At 71.5% G+C, this 15,863-nt stretch carries 13 protein-coding genes; 10 read left to right on the top strand and 3 right to left on the bottom strand.

Annotated features, from left to right (window positions below):
• Positions 1–185 precede the first annotated feature (185 nt).
• The 10 genes from ACJX2R_RS06130 (at position 186) to ACJX2R_RS06085 (ending at position 10,681) form a co-directional block, all read left to right on the top strand.
• A complete protein-coding gene (locus ACJX2R_RS06130; protein WP_413099150.1) occupies positions 186–1,232 on the top strand; it encodes a tetratricopeptide repeat protein in 1,047 nt (348 codons plus the stop codon).
• A complete protein-coding gene (locus ACJX2R_RS06125; protein WP_413099149.1) occupies positions 1,229–2,344 on the top strand; it encodes a polyprenyl synthetase family protein in 1,116 nt (371 codons plus the stop codon). Before ACJX2R_RS06130 ends, ACJX2R_RS06125 begins: the two co-directional genes overlap by 4 nt.
• A 170-nt stretch (positions 2,345–2,514) precedes the next feature.
• Positions 2,515–3,450: a fumarylacetoacetate hydrolase family protein gene (locus ACJX2R_RS06120; protein WP_413099148.1), complete on the top strand. Its 936-nt coding sequence runs from the start codon at positions 2,515–2,517 to the stop codon at positions 3,448–3,450.
• 167 nt (positions 3,451–3,617) lie between these two features.
• Positions 3,618–4,244: an alpha-ketoglutarate-dependent dioxygenase AlkB gene (locus ACJX2R_RS06115; RefSeq protein ID WP_413099147.1), complete on the top strand. Its 627-nt coding sequence runs from the start codon at positions 3,618–3,620 to the stop codon at positions 4,242–4,244.
• Positions 4,245–4,759: 515 nt separating this feature from the next.
• Entirely contained in the window at positions 4,760–5,515 is a 756-nt protein-coding gene (locus tag ACJX2R_RS06110; protein ID WP_413099146.1) for a chitinase, read from the top strand.
• A gap of 22 nt (positions 5,516–5,537) precedes the next feature.
• The gene (locus tag ACJX2R_RS06105; RefSeq protein ID WP_413099145.1) at positions 5,538–6,335 is read left to right on the top strand and encodes a thaumatin family protein; all 798 of its coding nucleotides are present in this window, start codon (positions 5,538–5,540) and stop codon (positions 6,333–6,335) included.
• A gap of 11 nt (positions 6,336–6,346) precedes the next feature.
• Positions 6,347–7,159, top strand: a complete 813-nt coding sequence (locus ACJX2R_RS06100) for a glycoside hydrolase family protein (protein WP_413099144.1) — start codon at positions 6,347–6,349, stop codon at positions 7,157–7,159.
• 74 nt (positions 7,160–7,233) lie between these two features.
• Positions 7,234–7,668 carry a septal ring lytic transglycosylase RlpA family protein gene (locus ACJX2R_RS06095; RefSeq protein WP_413099143.1) on the top strand — a complete coding sequence of 145 codons (435 nt, stop codon included), beginning with the start codon at positions 7,234–7,236 and terminating at the stop codon, positions 7,666–7,668.
• A 215-nt stretch (positions 7,669–7,883) separates the two neighbouring features.
• Positions 7,884–9,815 (top strand): serine/threonine-protein kinase, encoded by a 1,932-nt coding sequence (locus ACJX2R_RS06090; protein ID WP_413099142.1) that lies wholly within the window; start codon positions 7,884–7,886, stop codon positions 9,813–9,815.
• Positions 9,812–10,681: an FHA domain-containing protein gene (locus ACJX2R_RS06085; RefSeq protein ID WP_413099141.1), complete on the top strand. Its 870-nt coding sequence runs from the start codon at positions 9,812–9,814 to the stop codon at positions 10,679–10,681. The genes ACJX2R_RS06090 and ACJX2R_RS06085 overlap by 4 nt, the downstream gene beginning before the upstream one ends.
• A gap of 50 nt (positions 10,682–10,731) precedes the next feature.
• On the opposite strand, the gene ACJX2R_RS06080 is transcribed toward ACJX2R_RS06085, so the two are convergent.
• From ACJX2R_RS06080 to ACJX2R_RS06070, 3 genes are all read right to left on the bottom strand, one after another.
• The gene (locus ACJX2R_RS06080; RefSeq protein ID WP_413099140.1) at positions 10,732–11,754 is read right to left on the bottom strand and encodes a cytochrome d ubiquinol oxidase subunit II; all 1,023 of its coding nucleotides are present in this window, start codon (positions 11,752–11,754) and stop codon (positions 10,732–10,734) included.
• A gap of 16 nt (positions 11,755–11,770) precedes the next feature.
• On the bottom strand, positions 11,771–13,204 hold the full coding sequence (locus ACJX2R_RS06075; RefSeq protein WP_413099139.1) for a cytochrome ubiquinol oxidase subunit I: 1,434 nt from the start codon (positions 13,202–13,204) through the stop codon (positions 11,771–11,773).
• A gap of 124 nt (positions 13,205–13,328) precedes the next feature.
• Positions 13,329–15,788 (bottom strand): ABC transporter permease, encoded by a 2,460-nt coding sequence (locus ACJX2R_RS06070; protein ID WP_413099138.1) that lies wholly within the window; start codon positions 15,786–15,788, stop codon positions 13,329–13,331.
• Between the last annotated feature and the right edge of the window lie 75 nt (positions 15,789–15,863).

Genomic DNA, 15,863 nt, shown 5'->3' with positions numbered 1-15,863 from the left:
GACGGTAAACCTCTCCGGGTCCGATCGCGTCTGGATCGGCAACGGACGCACAACACCGGTGACCCAAGCGGCGCCGGTTTCCCGGCTCCTATACACACCGTGTATACATAGGGTGCATACACCCCAGGTATACGCACAGTGTATAGAGGCGTGCGCTCCTGCGAACAACAGACGGAAAGGCATCCATGTACGGCAAGGCATTCGCCCCTGAGTACCAGGGCTCCCTCACCACCCTGTCCGTGAACTCGTCCCTGGTCGAGGTGCTGGCGGCGGGCACCGAGCAGTTGCGGGCGGCCGAGCGGGGCGGCTCCCCGGGCGAGGCGGCCCGTGCGGGGCTCGCGGTCGCCGAGGCGCACCGGAGGCTGGGGCAGGTGGGCGAGGCCGACCGTGAGTGGAAGGCCAGCTACCGTGCGGCCCGTGCGGCGGGGGACCTCGGCGCGATGGCATGGGCGCTGTGGAGCGGAGGCACCCTAGCCCGGCAGCGGGGCGCGCTGGCGCTGGCGTGGCGGCTGCTCGGCCTCGCGGCCGACCTCGGCGAGCGCGGCGGGGACATCGTCGTCCGTGGCTACTCACTGGCCGGGATGGCGGAGACCGGCCGCATCCAGGGCGACTACGACGCGGTGGGCGTGCTGCACGAGCGGCTCCTCGCCGAGGCACGCAAACGTGGCGAGGCACGCCACACCGTATGGGCGCTCGAGGGCATCGCCCAGATGCACCGCAACACCGGGTCGTACGACTCGGCCTACGCGATGTTCGAGGAGGCCGCGGAGATAGCCGCGAAGGCCGAGGACCGGCGCGGACACGCATGGGCGCTGCGGGGCATGGCCGACATCGTCTCCGTACGCGACGGGGACGTGGAGCGCGCGCTGGAGCTGCTTTCCGAGGCCGAGCTGACCTGTCGCGAGATGAACCTGGTGAGCGCCTTGGCGTACAACCACAAGATGCGCGGCAATGTGCTCTACCGCGCGGGCCGTTACGAGGGGGCCCGCGCGATGTACCAGCAGGCCCTGGACGAGTTCCGCGGCATGAGCGAGCCGCGCGGCGAGGGTCTCGCCCGGCTCGGCCTCATCAAGTCCCTGGCCCGGCTGGGCCGCGACCGTGCCGAAACCGCCGATGACCTGTCCGAACTGGCCGGTGTGCTGGAGCGGATCGGGCTGCGGCACGCCCGCCGGATGGTGGACCGGGCCCGCGAGGAGTTCGGCCTCACGGAGGCCCTGGAGGTGGCGCTGTGACGACGACGTTCCCCGAGCTCCTAGGAGCGGGCGAGACCACCGCCACCGCGGGTGAGATCCTCGGCCGCTGCCGGGAGTTGGTGCGCCCCGCGCTGGCCGACACGGTCGGGCGGCTGCACCCATGGGTGGCCGAGATGGCCGCGTACTCCTTCGGCTGGTGCGATGTGGGCGGTACGCCCGCCGAGGGATCGGGCGGCAAGGGGGTGCGGCAGGCGCTGGCCGTGCTGTGCGCGGAGGCGGCCGGGGCATCCGGCGAGGCGGCGGTCGCCGGGGCGGTGGCGGTGGAGCTGGTGCACACCTTCTCGCTGCTGCACGACGACATCATGGACGGCGACCAGACCCGCCGCACCCGCCCCACGGTGTGGAAGGCGTACGGGACCGGCCCGGCCGTGCTCGCCGGTGACGCCCTGTTCGCGCTGGCCGTGGAGGCGCTGGCCGGCGTGGACGGCACCGGAGCCGCGGCCGCGGTGCGGCAGTTGAGCGCGGCGCTGGGCGACCTCGTCCGCGGCCAGGCGGACGACCTGCTCTTCGAGTCGCGCCCCTGGACGGGACCCGAGGCGGTGGGGCCGGAGGAGTACCGCACGATGGCCGAGCACAAGACGGGCGCGCTGCTCGGCTGCGCCGCCGCCCTGGGCGCCGCGCTCGCCGGGGCGCCGGAGCCCACCGTGGCCGCCCTGGACCGGGCCGGACGGCACATGGGCGTGGCGTTCCAGGTGGTGGACGACCTGCTGGGCATCTGGGGCGACCCCGCGGTCACCGGCAAACCCGTCCACCGAGATCTGCGTCAGCGCAAGAAGACCTTCCCCGTGCTCGCCGCGCTGAGCGCCCGTGGCCCCGGCGCCCCGGCCGCCGAGCGGCTGGCCACGCTGCTGGAGAAGTCCCCGGAGCCGGAGTCCCTGAAGACCGCGGAGTCCCCGGAGTCCCCGGACGACGACACCACGCGCCGGGCGGCCGCCCTGATCGAGCAGGCCGGTGGCCGCTCCGCGGCCCTGGAGGAGGCCGATCGCCACATCGCGGCCGTGGAGACCTGCCTGGAGAGCCTGCCGCTCGCACCCCGCGCGAGCGCGGAACTGCGCACCCTGCTGGGCTTCCTCGTACGGCGTGACATCTGATCCGTTCGACATCTGATCCGCGGGGGCTTGCCGCCGTGTGGTCAGCGGCGGTCGCGCACCGCGCCCGGTCCCCGCCCTCGTCGCCATCGTCGCGGCCGGTGTGTGCACGGTCACCACCCTCCGCTGGGTAGGAGCACCGACCACACCGTCAGACGAGGAGAGGACGACAGATGACACGCATCGTGCGCTTCGCCGATGAGGCCGGGACGGTCCGGACCGGAGTGGCCGACGACGCCGGCGGGATCCGGGCCTTCCCCGGTGCGCCGCTCATCGGCGAGCTGCTGCGGCTGCCTGCGGTGGAGCTGCGGGCCCTGGTGGAGAACACCACCTCCGGCCCGGCGGCCGCCCATGAGCGGGACGTCCTGCCGCTGCCACCGCTGGACGGGCTGATGGAGCTGTGGGCGGCGGGGGTGACGTATGAACGCTCGCGCGAGGCCAGGGTGGAGGAGAGCACCGAGCAGTCGGTGTACGAGCGGATCTACGACGCCGAGCGCCCGGAGCTGTTCTTCAAGTCCCCGGCGTGGCGAGTGGTGACCGACGGCGAGCCGATCGCCGTACGGGACGACTCCGAGCTGAACGTCCCCGAGCCCGAACTGGCGCTGGTGCTCAACCGGCACGGCGAGACCGTCGGCTATCTGGTCGCCGACGACGTGAGTTCGCGCTCCATCGAGGGCGAGAACCCGCTCTACCTCCCGCAGGCCAAGATCTACGCCGGAAGCGCCGCCGTGTCCTCGGCCATCGTGCCCGCCTGGGAGATCGACGCGCCCGACGCGCTGGACATCACCATGGCGGTGTGGCGCGACGGCGAGGCGGCGTACCAGGCGGCCACCTCCACCGCGGCGTTCCACCGCACCCCGCGGGGGCTGGTGGACCACCTGTGGCACTCCCAGCCCTTCCCCGATGGCGCCGTGCTGTCCACCGGCACCGGCATCGTGCCCGCGCTCGATTTCACCCTGCGTGCCGGGGACGTGGTGGAGATCTCCATCGAGGGGGTCGGTGTCCTGCGCAACCCGGTACGGGCCCACCAGTCCGAGCTGGACTGGCTGGTGGAGGCCATCGCCGAGCCACTGACCCGCCGTGCCCATCGCAGCCGCTTCCCGGAGTGACCCGGCCAGGTGGCCCGCGTGGCCCAGGTGGCCCACGTGACCGGGAGGGCGCCGGACACGGTGTCGTGCGCCGCTGAGCCGCGACGTTGTCACCGAAGCGGACCTGGGCGCATCCGCTCAGGTCCGCCAGTAGAACGCTTGCTCGATTACGCGGGTACGCTGCACATATGGGTGCGTATCTCCAGGGCTCGCTCTTCGACCAGACCGATGACATCGGTCTCGGCTCGCTGCGCGGGACACACCGGACCGAGCTCGGGTCCGGGGCCTGGATCGATCTGCTGCCCGGGTGGCTGCGGGGAGCGGACGACCTGTTCGCCCAGCTCGCCGCCGAGGTCCCCTGGAAGGCCGAGCGGCGGCACATGTACGAGCAGATGGTGGACGTCCCTCGGCTGCTCGCCCACTACGGCGCCGAGGACCCGCTGCCGCACCCCGTCCTGGCCGAGGCCCGGGAGGCGCTCTCCGCGTACTACGCCACCGAGCTGGGGGAGCCCTTCACGACGGCCGGGCTGTGCTACTACCGCGACGGCCGGGACAGCGTGGCCTGGCACGGCGACCGCATCGGCCGCGGCAGGACCGAGGACACCATGGTGGCCATCCTGTCCGTGGGCACGCCCCGGGACCTGCTGCTGCGCCCGCGTGGCGGTGGCAAGGCCATACGGCGGCCACTTGGCCACGGCGATCTGCTGGTGATGGGCGGCTCCTGCCAGCGGACGTGGGAACACGCCATCCCCAAGTCCTCCCGCGCCGCCGGCGCACGCATCAGCGTCCAGTTCCGCCCCAGCGGCGTGGGGTGACACCCATCGGCCACCGCGGCGCGATCCTGCGGTCTCACGGCGCGCTGTTGATGCGGCTGGATTTTGGTACAGACCATTGACATATATGTTCGGGGGCGGTGTCATGGGGCCCGTCAGCTCTTGGGAGCGCCTCGGGTGGATGTCGTCATCCGGGGCCGGACCTCGGAGAGTTCCCCGTGAATGGACGTCCCGTCTCAGGGGTGTCGGCCGCTGTCGTGGCCACGCCGTCGCTGGGTCGATTATGGACGGACCGGGCCGCGAAGCCCGTGTCCGATATGCGAGCTTGTCATGGTCCTGACACCATCACAACTCGCGACCCCTAGTGGATTCACCAGTTTTCCGTAGCACCTTTCCCGCCGCGCCATCACGCGGCACCTTCCCACGGGCACCCCGCCCCCATGGCGGCGGCGCGTCGCCCGTGTGCCGCCACGCCCGATGACTGCCCGGAGCGTGCGTCCCCGTGCGTCATCGGCGCTGTGGCATCCGAATGTCCCGCCACGAAAGAGAGATGAGACATGCCCATAAGACGTGCCCTCGTGGCCACGGCCGCGACGGCGGCGGCCGGTATATCGGCGCTCGCGCTTCCCCCTTCGGCCGCTGACGCGGCCTCCGGCACGACGCGGGACTCGTCGTCGGTCCAGGCGCAGGCCGCCGGTTTCGTGGTGAGCCGGGCCCAGTACCAGCGGATGTTCCCGAACAAGAACGCGTTTTACACGTATGACGCGCTGGTCGGTGCGATGAACCGGTTCCCCGGCTTCGCCAGGACCGGCACCGAGACGGTCAAGAAGCGGGAGGCAGCGGCCTTTCTGGCCAACGTCGGCCATGAGACGGGCGGCCTCCGCCACATCGTGGAGCAGGACACCTCCAACTACCCGAAGTACTGCGACACGACGCGCCCCTACGGATGTCCGGCGGGGAAGGCCGCGTACTTCGGACGCGGACCGATCCAGCTGAGCTGGAACTTCAACTACAAGGCGGCGGGCGACGCGCTGGGCGTCAATCTGCTCAACAAGCCGAGCCTGGTGCGGACGGACGCCGCTATCTCCTGGAAGACCGCGCTCTGGTACTGGACCACCCAGTCCGGGCCCGGCTCCATGCCCGCACACAAGGCCATGACCACCGGCGCCGGATTCGGCCAGACCATACGCGCCATCAACGGCGCGAAGGAGTGCGACGGGGCCAACCCCGCCCAGATGCAGGACCGGGTCAACCTCTACAAGAAGTTCACCAGCCTCCTCGGCGTCGCCCCGGGCGCCAATCTGACCTGCTGAGCACCCTTCCCACGGAGGAGTCATGCGCAGAATTCTGATCGGCCTGGCCACCGCGGCACTGGTGGTGCTGGCGGCCCTGCTGCCGACCGCGGGGACGAGCGCGGCCACGAGCGTGGCGATGCCGACCGGCAACGCACCCGTCGCGGCCAAGGCGGCCCGCGCGGCCAACCACACCGTCACCTTCGTCAATCACACCGGACGGAAGGTGTGGATCGGCAGCGCCGTCAACGCCGACGGCTCGAAGCAATTCGCCAAACTGCCCATCCTGGAACCGGGACAGTCGGCGTCGGTGACGATCCCCGAGAACGCCGACCCCGGCCACTGGCGTGGAAAGTTCTTCGCCCGTCTGGGATGCACCGGTACCTCGGGCAGCACCTTCCACTGCAAGGTGGGGGACTGCGGCAAGTTCGCCGACCGCTGTGAGCTGGGCGAGCAGCCCGTCAGCCTCGCCGAGTTCAATTTCGACACCAAGGACACGCTCGCTCCCTGGTACAACGTGAGCTACGTCAACGCGGTCTCCAACCCCATCACGATCGCTCCCAACAACCCCGCGGGTGGCGGAGGTTGCGGCACCCAGGGCTGCACCCAGAACCTGCTGCCGTTCTGCCCGGCAGCCAACCTCACCCGCTGGCCGGACGGCACACCGATGCTGTGCACCAACCCCAACCGGGACGTCAAGACGCCGTACAGCAACGCGATCGCCTCCCGGTGCCCCAAGGCGTACGCCTACTCCAAGCAGGACCAGGAGCCCGGTAACCAGGTGATGCAGAACTGCGGCAAGTGCAGTGGCTTCACCGTGACCTTCAACGCGGGGTCGTGACCATGCGGAGGATGCGACTTCTCGCCGTACTGCTGGCGGTGGTGACCCTGCTGACCGCGGGAAGCCAGACGGGCGCCGGCGCGTCCACCGCCGCGGTGAAGAAGAAGGGCGTCAGCGCCTGGAAGTTCAACGGGGTCACGGCCGCGATGTCCGATGCCAAGGTCGGCTGGTTCTACACCTGGGCCTCGGGCAAGCAGCAGATCCAGCCTCCGGCCGGGGTCGAATTCGTGCCCATGATCTGGGGTCCCGGCTCGGTGACCGACGCCGAACTCAACCAGGCCAAGAGCCAGGGCACGACCCTGCTCGGCTTCAATGAACCGGACATGGCGGGCCAGGCGAACATGACCGTCGCCAAGGCGCTCGATCTGTGGCCCCGGCTCCAGTCGACCGGAATGCGGCTCGGCGCGCCCGCGGTGGCCTACGGCGGCGATGTCGCCGGTGGCTGGCTCGACCGCTTCATGAAGGGCGCCGCCGACCGTAACTACAAGGTCGATTTCATCCCCCTGCACTGGTACGGCGCCGATTTCGACGCCACCCGCGCGACCGAACAGTTGCGCGGCTATCTCCAGGCCACCCACAACCGCTACAACAAGCCGATCTGGCTCACCGAATACGCGCTGATCGACTTCTCGACCGGTACCCCGAGGTATCCGACCCCGGCCCAGCAGGCCGCGTTCGTGAAGAAGTCCACCGCCATGCTTCAGGGCCTGTCCTTCGTCCAGCGGTACGCGTGGTTCACGCTCTCCGCGGACCGCGGTGGCACCGGGCTCTACAACGGCGCGACGCCCAACCGGATCGGCACCGCCTATCGGGCGGCCGGCTGAGACAAGGCCACCCGCGCTCACACCACACCACACCATTCACACCACACCACGACAATCGAAACGAGGCCTCCGCCATGCGCAAGGCAACGCTGATCGGCCGACTGGCGGTCGGAGCCGCCGCACTGACCGCCGTAGTCACCGTCGCCCCGACGAGCACCGCGGCCACCAGCGACACCCCGCCGCCCGGGCAGAACTGCTGGGCCACGCACTACGGCTACATACCGCCCGGTGCCTACACCGCCAGCGGCGAACTCTTCGACAACAACGCGAACACCGCCGCCACCTCCCTCAGCCGCAGCCCGCAGCTGCCGTTCGGCACCAAGGTGAAGGTCACCAACGTGGCCAACGGCAAGTCACTGATTGTGCGCGTCAACGACCGCGGCACCTTCGGCTGGACGCCGTCCGTGCCCAAGTGTCTGGACCTGACCGACGGCGCGTACTCCCGGCTCGGCGGAGTCCTCAATCCCGACTCGGGACACATCGTCGTCAAAGAAGAAATCGTGAGGTGAAAGGGAATTTGGTGAAGGATGTGGAGCGCCGGTTCCGGCGCTCCACATCCGTCCCCTGACGCCCCGCTCGCGAAGCGACCGTCGTGCGCCGGAGGCTTCCCTCTTTCCGGGGGCTATCCGCCGGAAGCGCTACCCACTGACCTCGCGGGCAAGTACTCTCCGTGGCGACACTGGAACGTGACGGGTGATGAAGCGGGGTAGCGGGGGTGCGGGTGATGGCGGAGGCCGGTGACAAGGTCGCCGACCGATATCTCCTCCAGGAGCCCATCGGGAGAGGTGGGATGGGCGTCGTCTGGCTGGCCCACGATGAACTGCTGGACCGCCAGGTCGCGGTGAAGTGTGCCCGTCCGGACGACGACCGCGCGGTTGCGCGCCTGACCAATGAGGCGCGCAACGCCGCACGGCTGCACCATCCGCACATCGTCTCGGTGTTCGACTTCGTGGACGAGGGCGAGATCTGCTGGATCGTCATGGAGTACGTGTCCGGGGGCAGCCTCGCGGACATGGTGCGCGGCCGTGTCGCGCTCCCTCCGGAGGAGGCGGCCGCCATCGGCTGCCAGATCGCCGCCGCGCTGGCGAAGTCGCACGCCGAGGGCGTGGTGCACGGCGATGTCACCCCGGAGAACGTCCTGATCACCGAGGACGGGGTCGCCAAGCTGACCGACTTCGGCATCTCCCGGGCGCTGTGGAGCGAGGCCACCATGACCCAGACGGGCGGGGTGCGCGGCAAACCGCCGTATCTGCCGCCCGAGGTGGCCAGGGGCGAGGCGGCCGACCGGAAGTCCGATGTCTTCTCGCTGGGCGCGACGCTCTACGCGGCGATCGAGGGGCGGTCCCCGTACGGCGAGGCAGCGCATCCCATGGCCTATGTGGCGCGGGCCATCGAGGGCTATATCGAGACCCCGCACCGGGCCGGTCCGCTGGTGGACGCGCTCACCAAGCTGCTGGAACTGGAGCCGAGGCGGCGCCCCGCGGCCGACCAGGCCGTACGGCTGCTGCGGCGGGTCGCGCCGTCGTCCCCGCGGATCGCGGACCTCGAGGACCCGCACGACGGCGACACGCTGGACCGCACGCCCTTCACGATGCGCCTGGTGCCGCCGTCCGTGCGGGGGGCGTGGCGCCGCCCGAGCCGCCGGATGGTCATCACCGCGGCCGCGCTGGCCACCGCCGCTGTCCTGGTGGCCTGCGCCACCCTCTTCGGCCCCTGGGGCGGCGGGCGCTCCGACGAGAGCGGCGGGTCCGGGAAGGACGGCGGGCGTGGCGCGTCCGGTACGGCCGACTCGTCGGCCGGGACGGGACCGGCGGGCACCATAGGCGACGCGCGGACCGCCGATCCCTGCAAGTTGCTCAACCCCGCCTCACTCAGCCGCTTCGGCGAGACCGTGCTCGACCCGGACTACGGTGAGATCGATCGGTGCGATGTCCTGCTGGAGGGCGAAAGCGGCGATGACATCGCCGACGTCCAGCTCAACTTCAGCGCCGATCCGCCGGAGCCGGGTGGCGATGTGCCCACCAGAAGGGTCGGCAACGTCACCGTCGGCGCCTATCAGCGCGACGGCGACGAGTGCCTGCGGAACATCGCGTCCGCCGACCGGAAGCAGATCTGGATCATCACCGAGCGGCTCGACACCCCGGCGCCCGACCCCTGTCAACTGGGCGACGCCGCCACCGACTACGCGGTCAGTGTGCTGGACCGCGGCCAGGTCCCCCGGCGCTCCGGGCAGCCGGTGGCGAGCTCCCTGCTCCGGGGACACGCATGCCGGGTGCTGGACGGCGATGAGCTCAAGCGGGTCGCCGGTGTCCGGGTGGCGGACCGCGACCCGGGCTTCGGGGACTGGCAGTGCGAGTGGACGGACGGCTCGGGCGACGCCGGGGTGAAGGTGGAGTTCAACCGGGACAACCAGTTCACCACGGACGACGGAGAGCGGGCGGTCATCGCCGGCAAGCGGAGCTCGGTGTCGCCGAATGAGTGGGACGACGACTCATGCCTGGTCCGGGTGTTGCACCGGTCGTACCGCAACTCCCTCGGCGACGACACCGTCGAGTTCATGTCGTTGAACGTCTACGGGCCGGGGTCCAGCGAAAAGCTCTGCAAGACCGCCAAGGCGCTCGCCGCCACGGCCGTGAAGAAACTCCCGGCATCATGACCACAACACCTCCCGGCAGCGACCGCCCTGCCACCGGGCGGCCACCCGCCGCCCGCCGCCCCGCCGCCCGCCGCCCCGGCACGGGCCGCCCCGCCGCAGGCGGCCGCCCGCTGCCCGCCGCGCACGGAAGCCTGGCCCGCGGGGTGACCGCGCCGGTGCCGGGCACCGCCTTCGCCCTCGCGCTGACCGGTGGCATGACCCTCGGCCCCGGCGACGGCCGTGAGCTGCTCTTCGGGCGGAACCGCCCCGAGGTGCACATCTGTGTGGGTGAGGACGACCCCCAGGTCAGCCGCTGTCAGGGCAGACTGACCCACCGCCACGGCCGGTGGTGGGTCGCCAACAACGGCCGGTTGCCGCTCCGGTTCCCGTCCCGGCTGCTCTTCACAGGCGAGGAGCCATTGCCCCTCGAGACCGGCTACACCCCGCTGTTCGTCCGGGGCTCGCGCGGCCGTGAGCATCTGCTGGAGGTGTTCGTCAGCGGTCCCGAGACCGAGCGGCCGGTGGCCCTGCCCGGGGATGTCACCCGCCCGCCCCGGGTATGGGTGCTCACCGACGAGGAGAAGCTCGCGCTCGTCGTCCTCGGTCAGCGGTATCTGCTCCACGAGCCCCGGCCGCAGCCCCTCACCTGGAGGCAGACCGCCTCCCAGCTAGCGGAGTTGCGCCCGGCTGAGGGCTGGAGCGAGAAGCGCGTCGAGCACCTGGTCAACCGCGTCCGCACGACGCTGTCCCGGGACGGGGTGCCCTGGCTGACCCGCGAGGAGGTCGGTGAACCGGTCGGCAACGCGCTCAACGACCATCTGATCCGCGCCCTGATGATGTCGACCACGCTCGTTCCCCCGGACTTGGCCCTGATCGACGCCGCCTGACCGCTCGGCGAGTTCCATCGCTCAGCGCGCCCTGACCGTTCGTCGACCGTTCAGCGCGTGTCCTCGGCGCCCGCCGCCGTTCCGGTCTCCGGGCGCTGGAAGAGCGCGTAGAGCCAGCCCAGGGACGGGATCAGCAGCAGCGCCCCGACCGCGAACACGATCAGCACGGCGGCCAGCACCGACGGCGGTGCGGCCGCCCGTGCAACGGTGAGGTCCGGGACCAGCATCAGCGGGTACTGCGCCACGCCCCAGGCCCAGACGATGAGCGCCACTGCGAGGGCGGCGGCGGCCCGGGCCCAGCCCCACAGCGACCGCATGAGCAGGACCAGTCCGGCCACCCCGGTGACGGCCGACAGCACCACCAGGGGCAGGGCGCGATGGGTGAGCCCGTGGAACAGCCGTGGCGCGTCGGCGTGCAGCACGGCGATGCCCACCAGCGCCACGGCACCCGCGGCCAGCCCGCTGACCAGGGCGCGCCGCTGGAACGCCCGCACCAGTTCGGGCCCGCCGCCGCGCGCCGCGTCCGCGCACAGATAGACGGCGGCCAGATGGGCGCAGGTCACCACGGCCAGCACACCGCCGAGGAAGGACGCCGGATTGAGCCAGCTGGTGACCGTACTGCCCGCGGCGAGGCCCGGGGGTACGCGCCCGGAGGCCACCCCACCGGCGACCGTGCCCAGGAAGAAGGGGGTGACGACCGAGGAGGTGGCGAAGCAGGCCCCGAACAGCCGCTGCTGCCACAGCTGGGTGCTGGCCTTGCGGAACGCGAACGCGGCGCCGCGCGCGATGATGCCGAGCGCCGCCAGGGTCAGCGGCAGATAGAGGGTGGACATCACGGCGGCGAACACCTCGGGGAAGCCGCTCCACAACATCACCACCACGAAGATCAGCCATACGTGGTTGGCCTCCCATACCGGTCCGATGGCGTGCTCGATCAGCGCGCGCTGCGGCCGTCCACGACGGCTGCCACCGGCCACCAGATCCCACAGTCCCGCCCCGAAGTCGGCGCCGGCGAAGAGGGCGTAGCACATCAGACCCAGCCACATCACCGCCAGGACGGTGTCCGCGAGCATCAGGACCTCCAGCGGTTCACACGACCGGATAGCCGGTCACATCGGCTTCCTGCGGGGCCACCGGGACCGGGCGCTCGCCCGCGAGCCGGCGCAGGACATAGACGGTGGCCACGGTCATCGCGGCGTACACCACGAGCACCAGCCACAGCCCGGTCATGAGGCCGGGGGCGGGATTCACCGCGTCGCGGACGCTGAGGACCCCCTGCACCACCCACGGCTGACGGCCCTCCTCGGTGACGACCCAGCCGCACTCCAGGGAGACGACCGCCGCCAGACCGCTGAAGGAGGCCAGCCACAGGAAGAGGCGTGTGCCCCGGCGGGCCAGCGGGTCGCTCTCGCCCCGGCGCCGGGTGCGCCACCAGGCCAGCAGCAGCCAGACCCCGAGCCCGATCAGGAACAGCCCGCCGAGCACCATCAGGTCGAACGCCAGATGGGTGCCGGTGATCGGGGGCCGCCGCGCCGGGGGCACCTGGTTCAGCCCCTCGACGACCGTGCCGGGGCTGAAGCCGACCAGCAGCGAGAGACCGTTGGGGATCTCCAGACCGCCCTTGATGCCGTGGTCGCCCGCGATACCGCCCACGGTGAGCGGCACATGGCTGGAGGTGGTGAAGACACCCTCCATGGCGGCGAGCTTGACCGGCTGGTATTCGGCCACGAAGCGGGCGATCCAGTCGCCCACCACGAGCTGGACGGGGGCGACGACGGCGCCGAGGACGAACGGGATGAAGAACCCGGCGCGGTGGTAGCGGTCGGTGCGGCCGCGCAGCAGGGAGACCGCGTACACGCTCGCGGTCAGGAAGGAGGCCACCATCAGCGCGGCCAGGATCATATGCACGGTCTGCGGCGGGCTGGCCGGGTTGAACATCGCGGCCAGCGGATCGACGTCCACGACCCTGCCGTGGCGGACGGTGAAGCCACGCGGCTGGTTCATCCACGCGTTGGCGCACACCACGAAGAAGGCCGAGGCCACACCGGCGATGATGATGGGAATCGCGGTGAGCATATGGACGCGCGGCGGCAGCCGGTCCCATGCGTAGAGGTAGATGCCGAGGAAGATGGCCTCGATGAAGAAGGCGATGCCCTCGATGGCGAACGGCAACCCGATGACCTGGCCGTAACGGCCCATCAGCCCCGGCCACAGCAGCCCCATCTCGAAGCTGAGGATCGTACCGGAGACCGCGCCCACGGCGAACAGCACCCCCATGGCCCGCGCCCAGCGCCGGGCGAGCAGCCGGTACGAGGGGTCGCCGGTGCGTACGCCCCACCATTCGGCGATCAGGGTGAGCAGCGGAAGCCCCACGCCCAGACAGGCCACCACGATGTGCCAGGCGAGCGAGAAGCCCATCTGGGCGCGGGCCGCGGCCAGATCGCCGGACGTGGCCGGGCCCGCCAGCCAGTCCCTCACCGCGGCCGCGGCCTGCGGCCACGGGTGCTGGTCGACAGCGGGCACGGCCGCTCCTCACTCGTCGCTGAGCCCCCTCCCGGAAAAACACCTTTACCCGCCTCCGTCGTGTCCCGGTGGTTTCCCGGCCGCGACACGCCGGGGTGGGGCAACCGTCGGTCGCCCCCGACCGTCACTCGGTGTCCGCGCCGATGGCCTCCAGCATCGGGATGCGCGCGGCCTGCCGCCCCGGCCAGAGCGAGGCCAGCACACCGATCGCGGCGCTCGCGAGGAAGAAGAGGGCCGTCCTGTCCCACGGGATGACGAGCGGAACGACCTCCTGCCCGAGGACCGCCGCCGCGCCGATGGCCGTACCGGCGACGACACCGAGCGCGGAGCCGAAGAGGGAGATGGTCACCGACTCCAGGCGCAGCACGGATCCGATGCCACCGCGGTCCAGCCCGATGGCCCGCAGGAGCCCGATCTCCCGGACCCGCTCGAATACGGCCATGCCCATGGTGTTGACCACCCCGAGGGCGCCGATCAGCACGGTGACGCTGAGCATGGCGTACATGATGTTGAGGAACGGCGCGGTCCGCGCGGTGGCGGCGGCCCGCGCGTCGGCGCGGTCCTGGACCAGCAGCGCCGGGTTGTCCAGGGTGCGCCGGATCTCCTCCTGGAGCGCGGCGGTGCGGCCGGGGGCGGCCTTGACCAGGACCGAGTCGACGCTCGGCCGGTCCTCGGCGCCGACCGGACGTGGCAGGGCGTGCTCGGAGACGAGGGCGGGGGTCAGATCCTCGGGGCCGTCGTAGATCGCGACGACGGGCAGACTGGTCCTGGTGTCCGGCGTACGCCCGCTCGCACTGGTGAAGTTTCCGGTGACACGGGAGCCGAGCCGCCAGCCGTGGGCGGCGGCCAGCTCCTCGGTGACGGCGATGCCCTCGCCGAGGCGGTCCAGCGACCCCTCGCGGACGGTGAGCGACGCGGCGTGTTCCACCGCGGCGGGGTCGACCGCGGTGACCGGGAGGGGGGTCTTGTCGGCGAGGTCGACGTAGGTGGGGATGACGGAGGTGACGGCCTCGGCGTCGGCGAGCCGCGCCACCCGTGCCGCCGTGCCCTCGCCGACCTCCCCGAAGTCGACGGCCGTGATGCGCAGGTCCGAGGCCATGGAACGGTCGGCCTCCCGCTCGTCGAAGCGGTTCACCGAGGTGACGGCCACGGTGACGGCGGTGACCATCGCCAGACCGACCATCAGGGTGGTCGCGGTGGCCGCCGTACGCCGTGGATTGCGGCGGGCGTTCTCCACCGCCAGCTTGCCCCGGACGCCCGCCAGCCGGGTCAGCGGGGAGCGCAGCAACCCGGTGACGCCGAGCGCGAGCAGCGGAGTGAGGACGATCAGGCCCACCAGCAGCAGGGGCGCGGCGCCGAAGAGGAGGTTCGGCTCGCCGACGGCGGCGGCGACCAGCAGCGCGCCGCACGCCGTGGTGATCAGCCCGATGGCGTTGCGGCGGCGCAGAGAGGCGGCGGTGGACGGCTGGACGGTCCGCAGCGCCGCCACGGGCGGTACGGCCGCCGCCCGCCGGGCCGGGACGTAGGCCGCGAGGACGGTGACACCGATGCCCACGGCGAAGGCCGCGAGCAGCGGTTTGGCGGACAGTGCGGGCACGGTGGCGCTCCCCGCTCCGGAGGCGTCGAACAGGCTGCCCAGCAGATGCGCGGCGCCGACGCCGAGACCGTAGCCGATGGCCGAGGCCGCCGTGCCGACCACGGCGGCCTCGGCCAGGACCATTCGCAGCACGTAGTTGGCGGTGGCGCCGATGGCCCGCAGCAGTGCGTGTTCCCGGGCGCGGGCCGCGCTGAGCATGGTGAAGGTGTTGGCCACCAGGAAGGTGGAGACGAACAGGGCGACCCCGGCGAAACTGAGCAGCAGTGTGGTCAGCTTGTCCGCGTCCCCCGCGGAGGCGGCACCGGACTCCAGATCGGCGCGGGTGACCGCCCGCAGCCCGGACGGCAGCGACTTCTGTGCCCGCTGGGCGAGTTGGGCGTCCGATGTGTTCTCGGCGGCGGTCAGCGTGATGGCCGAGTAGCCCTTCGGCGCGGGGGCGAAGTGCCGTTGCGCGGTGGCGGTGTCGAAGGCGGTGAGCGTGCCACCGGAGTCCACCCGGCTGTCATGGGCGGTGAAGACCCCGACCAGCCGTGCGTCGCGGGCCGTACCGGCCACGACGATGCGCACCCGGGCGCCCACCCGGTACCCGGCCCGCTCGGCGGTCCGCCGGTCGACGGCGATCTCGGCGGGGCCATGCGGACCACGGCCCTCGGTGAGTGGATAGCGGACGTCCTCGCCGCTGCCGTCGGGCACGTAGTTGACGCCCGCGGCCTGGTTCAGATCGCCTACCAGAGTGCCGTCGGAGCCGACGAGGAAGGAGCGGCCCTCCACCACACCGCGCGCCGCGGCCGCCGACGGCAGCGCCCGCAGCCGCCGCAACAGCGTGTCGTCGAGCCGGTGTGGCACGGCGGGGTCCGCGGTGATCGAGACGGACGCATCGGGCTGGGAGTTGTACCGGGCGCGGTTCACGGCCGCTCTGACGGAGTCGCCGTAGAGCAGCGAGCCGGTCACGAAGGCCACGCCGAGCACGACGGCGAGGGCGGGCATCGCGAAACGGAGCCGATGGGATCGGAGGGTGCGCAGGGCGGTGCGGAACATCGACGGCCTTCGGGAGGATCGAGG

Origin of the sequence: Streptomyces sp. Inha503, from assembly GCF_047215865.1 — a bacterium.
Classification (GTDB): Bacteria; Actinomycetota; Actinomycetes; order Streptomycetales; family Streptomycetaceae; genus Streptomyces; species Streptomyces lycopersici.
This window is presented reverse-complemented; position numbering and strand designations above follow the sequence as displayed.

Bases quoted from the DNA above. Each gene is read 5' to 3' on its own strand.
- ACJX2R_RS06130 (WP_413099150.1), top strand. From the start codon at position 186: ATGTACGGCAAGGCATTCGCCCCTGAGTACCAGGGCTCCCTCACCACC.
- ACJX2R_RS06120 (WP_413099148.1), top strand. From the start codon at position 2,515: ATGACACGCATCGTGCGCTTCGCCGATGAGGCCGGGACGGTCCGGACC.
- ACJX2R_RS06115 (WP_413099147.1), top strand. From the start codon at position 3,618: ATGGGTGCGTATCTCCAGGGCTCGCTCTTCGACCAGACCGATGACATC.
- ACJX2R_RS06110 (WP_413099146.1), top strand. From the start codon at position 4,760: ATGCCCATAAGACGTGCCCTCGTGGCCACGGCCGCGACGGCGGCGGCC.
- ACJX2R_RS06105 (WP_413099145.1), top strand. From the start codon at position 5,538: ATGCGCAGAATTCTGATCGGCCTGGCCACCGCGGCACTGGTGGTGCTG.
- ACJX2R_RS06100 (WP_413099144.1), top strand. From the start codon at position 6,347: ATGCGACTTCTCGCCGTACTGCTGGCGGTGGTGACCCTGCTGACCGCG.
- ACJX2R_RS06095 (WP_413099143.1), top strand. From the start codon at position 7,234: ATGCGCAAGGCAACGCTGATCGGCCGACTGGCGGTCGGAGCCGCCGCA.
- ACJX2R_RS06090 (WP_413099142.1), top strand. From the start codon at position 7,884: ATGGCGGAGGCCGGTGACAAGGTCGCCGACCGATATCTCCTCCAGGAG.
- ACJX2R_RS06085 (WP_413099141.1), top strand. From the start codon at position 9,812: ATGACCACAACACCTCCCGGCAGCGACCGCCCTGCCACCGGGCGGCCA.
- ACJX2R_RS06080 (WP_413099140.1), bottom strand. From the start codon at position 11,754: ATGCTCGCGGACACCGTCCTGGCGGTGATGTGGCTGGGTCTGATGTGC.
- ACJX2R_RS06070 (WP_413099138.1), bottom strand. From the start codon at position 15,788: ATGCCCGCCCTCGCCGTCGTGCTCGGCGTGGCCTTCGTGACCGGCTCG.